This window comes from Streptomyces sp. NPDC048197 (assembly GCF_043202395.1).
GTDB classification, from domain to species: domain Bacteria; phylum Actinomycetota; class Actinomycetes; order Streptomycetales; family Streptomycetaceae; genus Streptomyces; species Streptomyces siderophoricus.
Map to the genome: position 1 here is coordinate 89726 of NZ_JBIDAJ010000029.1, position 8126 is coordinate 97851.

An 8126-nucleotide genomic window follows, 5' to 3' on the forward strand; every position below is an offset into this window, starting at 1 on the left:
GCGATGTTTATGCGCTGCCGACATCCTGTACGACGCCACCGACAGCCGTTGCCCCGGGGGCGAAACCGATTCGAAGCTGGTACATGGGCGCCCGTACACTGTCCGTCGTGACCGAGAACACTCAGCAGAGCAAGCACAGCGACCCCGAACTGCCGACTCAGTACACGCCGGCCGATGTAGAGGGGCCGCTGTACGAGCGCTGGGTAGAGCGGGGCTACTTCGAGGCGGACGAGAAGAGCGACAAGCCGCCGTACACGATCGTCATCCCGCCGCCGAACGTCACCGGCAGCCTCCACCTGGGCCACGCCTTCGAGCACACGCTGATCGACGCCCTCACCCGCCGCAAGCGGATGCAGGGCTACGAGACGCTGTGGCAGCCGGGCATGGACCACGCCGGTATCGCCACCCAGAACGTCGTCGAGCGCGAGCTCGCCAAGGAGGGCGTCTCACGGCACGACCTCGGGCGCGAGGCGTTCGTCGAGCGGGTCTGGCAGTGGAAGAACGAGTCCGGTGGGCAGATCAGCGGTCAGATGCGGCGGCTCGGCGACGGCGTTGCCTGGTCGCGTGAGCGGTTCACGATGGACGAGGGCCTGTCCAAGGCCGTCCAGACGATCTTCAAGCGGCTCTACGACGACGAGCTGATCTACCGCGCCGAGCGCATCATCAACTGGTGCCCGCGCTGTCTGACCGCCATCTCGGACATCGAGGTGGAGTACCAGGACGACGACGGCGAGCTCGTCTCCATCCGCTACGGCGAGGGTGACGCGTCGATCGTCGTCGCGACCACCCGCGCCGAGACGATGCTCGGTGACACCGCGGTCGCCGTCCACCCCGACGACGAGCGGTACGCCCATCTCGTCGGCACCGAGATCGAGTTGCCGCTGACCGGTCGCCGCATCCCGGTCGTCGCGGACGAGCACGTCGACCCGGAGTTCGGCACGGGTGCAGTGAAGGTCACGCCGGCGCACGACCCGAACGACTTCGAGATCGGGCGGCGGCACGGCCTCGCGAACCTGGCCGTCCTCGACGAGCGGGGCGTCATCACGGCGCACGGCCCGTTCCAGGGCCTGGACCGCTTCGAGGCCCGCTCCGCGATCGTCGGGGCGCTGCGCGCCGAGGGCCGGATCGTCGCCGAGAAGCGTCCGTACACCCACTCCGTCGGGCACTGCTCGCGCTGCAAGACGACCATCGAGCCGCGGCTGTCGATGCAGTGGTGGGTCAAGGTCGGCCCGCTGGCGCAGGCGGCCGGGGACGCGGTCCGGGACGGCAAGGTCGCGATCCACCCCAAGGAGATGGAGTCGCGGTACTTCGGCTGGGTGGACAACCTCCACGACTGGTGCATTTCCCGGCAGTTGTGGTGGGGTCACCGCATTCCGGTCTGGTACGGGCCGAACGGCGAGGTCGTCTGCGTCGGACCGGACGAGGAGCCGCCGAGCGGTGCGGGCTGGCACCAGGACACCGACGTCCTGGACACCTGGTTCTCGTCGGGCCTGTGGCCGTTCTCCACGCTCGGCTGGCCCGAACGGACCCCCAGCGTCGAGAAGTTCTACCCGAACTCCGTCCTGGTCACCGGCTACGACATCCTGTTCTTCTGGGTCGCCCGGATGATGATGTTCGGGCTGTACGCGATGGACGGCACCCCGCCGTTCCACACCATCGCGCTGCACGGCATGGTCCGTGACCAGTTCGGCAAGAAGATGTCCAAGTCCTTCGGAAATGCGGTCAATCCGCTGGACTGGATGGACGCCTACGGATCGGACGCGGTCCGGTTCACCCTCGCCCGTGGCGCCAACCCGGGTGTCGACGTGCCGATCGGCGAGGAATGGGTCCAGGGCTCCCGCAACTTCGCCAACAAGATCTGGAACGCCACCCGCTTCGCGCTCATGAACGGCGCGACCGTGGAGGGCGAACTCCCGCCCGCGGAAGCGCTGTCGGCGACCGACCGGTGGATCCTCTCCCGGCTGAACTCGGTCGTCGCCGAGGTCGACGCCTACTACGACGACTACCAGTTCGCGAAGCTGTCGGACACCCTCTTCCACTTCGCCTGGGACGAGGTCTTCGACTGGTACGTCGAGCTGTCCAAGACCACCTTCATGGCCGGCGGGCCGGCCGCCGACGCGTCGCGCCGGGTCCTGGGCGAGGTCCTGGACGTCACGCTGCGGCTGCTGCACCCGATCGTCCCGTTCGTCACCGAGACGCTGTGGACGACGCTGACCGGCGGCGAGTCGCTCGTCATCGCCGAGTGGCCCGCGGACTCGGGCTTCCGCGACGCGGCCGCGGAGCAGGAGATCGAGACCGTTCAGCAGGTCGTCACCGAGGTCCGCCGGTTCCGCTCCGACCAGGGGCTGCAGCCCGGCCAGAAGGTCCCGGCCCGGCTGGACCTGTCCGGTACGGCGCTGGCGCCGCACGAGGCCGCGATGCGGGCGCTGCTGCGCCTGCAGCCGGCCGGTGACGGCTTCCACGCCACCGCCTCGCTCCCGATCGCGGGCGCCACGGTCGCGCTGGACCTGTCCGGCGCCATCGACGTCGAGGCGGAGCGCAAGCGGCTGACGAAGGACCTGGCCGCCGCCGAGAAGGAGAAGGCGCAGGCCACCGCCAAGCTCGGCAACGAGGCGTTCCTCGCCAAGGCGCCCGAGAAGGTCGTGGACAAGATCCGCGGCCGGCTGGGGACCGCGGAGGCCGACATCGAGCGGATCACCGCGCAGCTGGCGGCTCTGCCCCAGGCGTAGCACCGTTCCACACCGCAGGCCCCTCGTCCGTACGGGCGTGGGGCCTGCGCCGTCCCCGCCCCCGTCCGCGCTCCCCCCGTTCGCGGACCGGCCAGAGCAGCACATACGCCGTGGAGAGGGCCACGAAGCCCAGGCGGATCAGGCCGCGGGCCGAGTCGTCGGGGACCGCGAAGACGCTGCCGTAGAGGATCAGCAGCGCGAGCCAGCTCCACCAGGGCACCAGGCGGCGCTGGCCGATCACGTCCCACAACAGGGTGCCGAGCAGCACCGACGCCGTGTAGTACGTGTAGACGCTGGGGTCGAGGACGATCCGGGCGTTGGCACCGAGCAGCACCACGGCCGCCCAGCGGCCCCGCCAGACGGCGATCGCGCCCAGCGTCAGCCCGAGGGCGGCCTGCGCCGGACGGTCCCAGCCAGGGGTCTCCGGATCGCCGACGCCCAGCCAGCGCAGCGCGGACGCCGGATGGTTGGGGATGGCGAACTTCGCCGCGGCGAACGACTGCGGATCGCCGAGGAAGAACGGCAGCCAGGCGACGGCCACCAGGCCCGCGCACCACAGGCCGGCCCGCAGCCACTTCTCCCGCGGCAGCGCGAGCAGCAGCGGGACGAAGGCCAGGGCGGTGGGCTTGGAATCCATCGCCAGGGCCAGGAAAGCGCCGGTGAGGGCGGCGTCGCCGCGGGTGACGGCGCGGACCGCGAGGGCGGTGAAGAACAGGGCGAGGACGTCGTCGAGGTGCCCGAAGCGGACCGCGACCTCGATCCACATCGGGATGAAGGCCAGCCCGGCGATCAGGACGCGCTGCCGCAGCCGCTGGTGGTTGGTGCCGGTGCCCAGGAAGTGGTGGGCCGCGCTGCGCCCGGCCAGGACCACTATGACCAGACCGAGCAGCGACATCAGGGCCGCGGCGAGGAACTGGCCGGTGGCCTCGGGGAACGGGTTGAACAGCCCGGCGGTCAGGAAGCTGATCGGGCCCATCTGGAGCTCGGGGTGGTGCGCGTAGAGGTTGAGGCCGCCGGTGCCGTCGCCCGCGGTGCCCTGGTAGATCAGCTCGCCGCCGGTGCGCAGGTAGTGCCAGGAGAACCCGCCGTGCGGTTCGACGACCGCGAACCACAGGGCGGTCCAGGCGGTGAGCAGCACCAAATGCATCCGCTGACTGATTGCCGGCACGCCTGTTCAGCTCCTGCTTTCCCGTTCGCCGTCGTCCTGTCGCGCGCTCCCGTGGGCCGTGCTGGCGCCGCCGGGGTGCGGGGGAGCCGCACAGCCCGCCGTGGAAGAGGGCGAAGCGGGGCAGAAAGTTGTCCCGGCCGGGCAGGTCCGGTCGATTCGGCCCGTTAAGACCGTTCTCATCGCGTTCTCATGAAGGCGAGGCACGGTGGACCGGAATGCCCGATGCCGGATGCCGGAGCGCCGGATTGCCGGAGTCCGGCGGAAACCGCCCGCCCCTTCCCAGGAGCCGCGCCCCATGAACAAGCCACTGCGCCGGGTCTCGGTGTTCTGCCTCGCCCTGATAGTCGCACTGATGGGCTGGGCCACCTGGATCCAGGGCGCGAAGGCCAGCGACTACAAGGAGGACTCGCACAACCCTCGGGTGGCCATCGGCAAGTACGCGGCGCCGCTGGGCAACATCCTCGTCGGTGGCGAGCCGGTCACCGGCTCCGCCGCCACCTCTTCCACCCTCAAGTACAAGCGCACCTACAAGGACGGCTCGCTCTACGCCCCCGTGACCGGCTTCACCTCGCAGATCTTCGGCAGCAACCAGCTGGAGAGCCTCTACGGCGACCTCCTCGACGGCTCCGACAGCCGGCTGCAGAGCCCCGCCGACGCGCTGACCCGCACCCGGGCCAAGGGCGGCGACGTGGCCACCACCATCGACGCCAAGGTGCAGAAGGCCGGCTATCAGGCGCTGGACGGCAAGAAGGGCGCAGCCGTCGCCCTCGACCCGGCCACCGGGCGGATCCTCGGCATGGTCAGCACCCCGTCGTACGACCCGGGGAAGTTCGCCGGGTCCTCCGCCGCCGACCAGAAGGCGTGGCAGCGGATGTCCGGCGACCCGGACCACCCCGAGGTCAACCGGGCGCTGCGGCAGCCGCTGCCGCCCGGCTCCACCTTCAAGCTGGTGGTCGCCGCGGCCGCGCTGGAGAACGGCCGGTACTCCTCGGTCGACGAGCACACCGACAGCCCCGACCCGTACACCCTCCCGCACACCCACACCACGCTGAAGAACGAGAACACCGCCGCGCCCTGCAAGAACGCGACCATCCGCACCGCGCTGCGCTACTCCTGCAACACCGTCTTCGCGAAGATGGCCGTCGACCTGGGCAAGGACAAGGTCAAGGCACAGGCCGAGAAGTTCGGCTTCAACGACGGCAAGGTGGACACCCCGGTGCGCGCCGCCAAGAGCATCTACCCGGACGACATGGACCAGGCGCAGACCGCGCTGTCGGGGATCGGCCAGTTCAACGACCAGGCGACCCCCCTCCAGATGGCGATGGTCGCCTCGGCCATCGCCAACGGGGGCGAGCTGAAGAGCCCGCAGCTGGTCGACCGGCTGACCGACGGCGGCGGCAACACCGTCCAGCAGAACGAACCGGCGGCCTACCGGGACGGCCGGACCATGTCGGGCCGCACCGCCGCCCAGCTGCGGTCCGCGATGCAGACGGTGGTGGACCAGGGCACCGGCACGAACGCGAAGATCGGCGGACTGACCGTCGGCGGCAAGACCGGCACCGCCCAGCACGGCGTCGACAACAGCGGTACGCCCTACGCCTGGTTCGTCTCGTACGCGGAGGACGGCAACGGCCACCAGGTGGCGGTGGCCGTGATGGTCGAGGACGGCCACGCCGCCCGCAACGAGGTCTCCGGCAACGACCTGGCGGCCCCGGTGGCGCGGGCGATGATGAAGGCGGCACTGGGCTAGCCGGGGAGCTACCGGCGGGCCGGCGCGGCGCGCGGCGGGCGGGGGCGACGCAGCGCGGCGCTGTCACAGGTGCCTCGTAGACTTGTCGTCGTGAGCGAGCGCCCCCGAAACGACGACCCCGACCCGACCGACGCCTTCGACGAACTGGTCGAGGCGGAGACCGACAGAGACCCCGACCTGGCGGTGATCGAGGCCGGCAGCCGAACCCTGCGCGCCCAGGCGGGACCGCCGCAGGGGGACCCGATCCCCGCCCGGCCGGCCGATCCCGAGGTCGACCGCGCGCTGCGGGCCGTCGAGGAGGAGCTGGCGGGCCGCTGGGGCGAGACCAAGCTCGACCCGTCGGTGAAGCGGATCGTGGCGCTGCTGGACGTCCTGGGCTCGCCCCAGCGGGCGTACCCGTCCATCCACATCACCGGCACGAACGGCAAGACCAGCACCGCCCGCATGATCGAGGCGCTGCTGGGCGCCTTCGACCTGCGCACCGGCCGGTACACCAGCCCGCACGTCCAGTCGATCACCGAGCGGATCAGCCTGGACGGCAGCCCGGTCTCCGCCGAGCGCTTCATCGAGACGTACCGGGACATCGCGCCCTACCTGGAGATGATCGACGGCCAGCAGGAGTACCGCCTGTCGTTCTTCGAGGTGCTGACGGCCATGGCCTTCGCCGCCTTCGCGGACGCCCCGGTGGACGTCGCGGTCGTCGAGGTCGGCATGGGCGGCACCTGGGACGCGACGAACGTGATCGACGGCGACGTCGCCGTGATCACCCCCATCTCCCTGGACCACACCGACCGCCTCGGCGAGACGCCCGAGCAGATCGCCGGTGAGAAGTCCGGGATCATCAAGAAGGACGCCACGGTCGTGCTGGCCCAGCAGCCGGTCGACGCGGCGTCGGTGATGCTCAAGCGCGCGGTCGAGGTGGACGCCACGGTCGCGCGTGAGGGCATGGAGTTCGGGGTGCTCTCCCGTGAGGTCGCGGTCGGCGGGCAGATGCTGACGCTGCGCGGCCTGGGCGGCGAGTACCCGGAGATCTTCCTCCCGCTGTACGGCGCCCACCAGGCGCACAACGCCGCGGTGGCGCTCGCCGCGGTCGAGGCGTTCTTCGGCGTGGGCTCGGACCACGCCCGCACGCTCGACATCGACACCATCCGCTCCGCGTTCGCCGCGGTCGCCTCGCCGGGCCGGATGGAGGTCGTCCGCCGCAGCCCCACGGTCGTGCTGGACGCCGCGCACAACCCCGCGGGCGCCCGGGCCGCGGCCGAGGCGGTCACCGAGGCGTTCGGCTTCAGCCGGCTGATCGGCGTCGTCGGCACCAGCGACGACAAGGACGTCCGCGGAGTCCTGGAGGCGTTCGAGCCGATCTTCGCCGAGATCGTCGTGACGCGTAATTCCAGCCATCGTGCGATGGATCCGGACGAGCTTGCGGCCGTCGCGGTGGAGGTCTTCGGCGCCGAGCGGGTCCAGGTCGAGCCACGGCTCGACGACGCCCTGGAGGCGGCGATCACCCTCGCGGAGGAAGAGGGCGAGTTCTCCGGCGCGGGCGTGCTGGTCGCGGGCTCGGTGATCACGGTCGGCGAGGCCCGACTGTTGCTGGGAAGGGGCTGACCATGCGCACGCTCTGCGCGGGCACTCTGATAGGCGAATTCTTCGTGATCGGCTTCGCCGGCCTGGTCGCGATGCAGCTGACGGACATCCCGACGGCCACGATCTGGACGGTCAGCGGCATCGCGATGCTGTTCAGCCTCCTGCTGTGCGGCATGCTGACCCGCCCCGGCGGCGTCCAGCTCGGCTGGGCCCTCCAGATCGCCCTCATCGCCAGCGGCTTCGTCATCCCCACGATGTTCTTCCTCGGCGCCGTCTTCGCCGCCCTGTGGTGGGCCTCGGTCCACTTCGGCCGCAAGGTGGACGCGGCGAAGGCCGCTGCCGCTGCCTGATTTGCCCACGTACTCGGCTGCAGCGCCGTGGTCGTTGCCCGCCGTTGCGCGCTTTGCGGCGCCCCGCACGTAGCCGTCTGCTGCGCCGCGGGTCGTCTCGCCGTTGCGCTTTGCGGCGCCGCGTACGTAGCTGTCTGCGGCGTCGCGGGTCGTCTCGCCGTTGCGCCTGCGGCGGGCGGGGTTGTTGTTGGGTGCGGTGACGGGCCTCCGGGGCCTTGTTCGTGGACTGCTGTCGCTTTACGTCCACGAACAAGGCCCCTCCGGCCCGTCCCCTCCCGTTGGGGGAGTGTGCGGGTGCGTGGGGGCGCGCGTCGTCGAGGACGCATCTCGCCGTCGTAGCCCTCGGGAATAGGGCTCCGGGCGCGTCGAGTTGTGGCCCTGCAGGGGGCCCTCGCGACCCTTACGGGATCTGTTCGACCGTCCCCTACGGGTCCCAACGACCCCTTGCATCCCCAACGCCCACCCCCACCCACCGCATTCCCACCCCCCAACGGGAGGGGACGGGCCGGAGGGGCCGGTGTTTGGGACGTAAAGCGAAGCAGTCC

At 70.8% G+C, this 8126-nt stretch carries 5 protein-coding genes; 4 read left to right on the forward strand and 1 reads right to left on the reverse strand.

Annotated elements, in window-relative coordinates:
* Positions 1-107: 107 nt before the first annotated feature.
* Entirely contained in the window at positions 108-2729 is a 2622-nt protein-coding gene (locus tag ACGF4C_RS29785; RefSeq protein WP_393570240.1) for a valine--tRNA ligase, read from the forward strand.
* Here the strand turns inward: ACGF4C_RS29785 and ACGF4C_RS29790 are convergent.
* Positions 2695-3876, reverse strand: coding sequence for a hypothetical protein (locus ACGF4C_RS29790; protein WP_393570251.1), 1182 nt, complete (start codon positions 3874-3876; stop codon positions 2695-2697). The two genes, ACGF4C_RS29785 and ACGF4C_RS29790, sit on opposite strands and share 35 nt — an antisense overlap.
* A 316-nt stretch (positions 3877-4192) precedes the next feature.
* Between ACGF4C_RS29790 and ACGF4C_RS29795 the strand changes: the two genes are divergently transcribed.
* The 3 genes from ACGF4C_RS29795 to ACGF4C_RS29805 all read left to right on the forward strand — a co-directional run bounded on the left by ACGF4C_RS29795 (position 4193) and on the right by ACGF4C_RS29805 (position 7581).
* Entirely contained in the window at positions 4193-5647 is a 1455-nt protein-coding gene (locus ACGF4C_RS29795) for a peptidoglycan D,D-transpeptidase FtsI family protein (RefSeq protein WP_393570243.1), read from the forward strand.
* A gap of 90 nt (positions 5648-5737) precedes the next feature.
* Positions 5738-7252 (forward strand): bifunctional folylpolyglutamate synthase/dihydrofolate synthase, encoded by a 1515-nt coding sequence (locus tag ACGF4C_RS29800; protein ID WP_393570245.1) that lies wholly within the window; start codon positions 5738-5740, stop codon positions 7250-7252.
* 2 nt (positions 7253-7254) lie between these two features.
* Positions 7255-7581, forward strand: coding sequence for a DUF4233 domain-containing protein (locus ACGF4C_RS29805; protein WP_201811985.1), 327 nt, complete (start codon positions 7255-7257; stop codon positions 7579-7581).
* The last annotated feature ends 545 nt before the right edge of the window (positions 7582-8126 follow it).

Excerpts from the sequence above, each read along its gene's own strand:
- ACGF4C_RS29790 (WP_393570251.1), bottom strand. The coding sequence starts at position 3,876 with ATGCATTTGGTGCTGCTCACCGCCTGGACCGCCCTGTGGTTCGCGGTC.
- ACGF4C_RS29795 (WP_393570243.1), top strand. The coding sequence starts at position 4,193 with ATGAACAAGCCACTGCGCCGGGTCTCGGTGTTCTGCCTCGCCCTGATA.
- ACGF4C_RS29805 (WP_201811985.1), top strand. The coding sequence starts at position 7,255 with ATGCGCACGCTCTGCGCGGGCACTCTGATAGGCGAATTCTTCGTGATC.